Genomic DNA, 840 nt, shown 5'->3' with positions numbered 1-840 from the left:
AAACCCTCGCCGAGGTTCGTTCCCACAGCGCCTGCTGGGCCACGGTCAATCCGCCCCGCCCCGCCGGCGTCCACGAACGGACTACCCGCGAGCGCTGGGAGCAGATCCACGACTTGCTGGGCAAGGGTGTCGGTCTGCTGGAATGCGCCCGCCGCCTGAACTTGTCGCTCAACACCGTCAAGCGCTACGCCCGCACCCACAAGCCCGAGGCTTTACGCCGCGCACCGCGCTACCGGCCCACGCTCGTCGATCCCTACCGCGATCACCTGCGCGACCGACGCGCCACCGACCCAGCCGTGTCCGTTCAACAGCTGTTCCGTGAGATCAAGGACCTCGGTTACACCGGCAGCCTCAACCTGCTCTACCGCTATATCAGCCAAGGCCGAGCCGAAGGAGAACGGCCCGTCACCACCCCGCGCCGCCTGGCACGTCTGCTGCTCACTCACCCCGACCGAATCCGTGATAGCGACACCCGGCTGGTGCAAGAGCTCACCGCCGCCTGTCCCGAGCTGACCGAACTCGCTCACCATGTCCGCGACTTCGCCGCGCTCCTGTCCCCGGCTGAAGGCAACGACGACAAGCTCACCACCTGGATCACCACCATCCGTGTCCCGATCTGCCTCACCTGCACGGCTTCGCCAACGGGATCGAGCTTGACCGCGCCGCCGTGAACGCCGCTCTCACCCTTCCTCACCACAATGGCCGCACCGAGGGCGTCAACACTCGCACGAAGAGGATCATGCGCCAGATGCACGGCCGGGCCGGATTCGACCTTCTGCGCCACCGCATCCTGCTTCAGTGATGATCACTTAATGCCACCACCGATTACGGGCCAGAGCC

General features: G+C 66.1%; 1 pseudogene. It reads left to right on the top strand.

The annotated features are described in order from the left end of the window. A pseudogene (locus tag KME80_RS49790) lies at nucleotides 1–802 on the top strand (transposase); the annotation flags it as partial. Nucleotides 803–840: the final 38 nt, after the last annotated feature.

Source organism: Nonomuraea ceibae, assembly GCF_019396325.1.
GTDB lineage: Bacteria > Actinomycetota > Actinomycetes > Streptosporangiales > Streptosporangiaceae > Nonomuraea > Nonomuraea ceibae.
The sequence above is the reverse complement of the archived record's forward strand: the minus strand, read 5'-3'. Positions and strand labels throughout refer to the sequence as shown.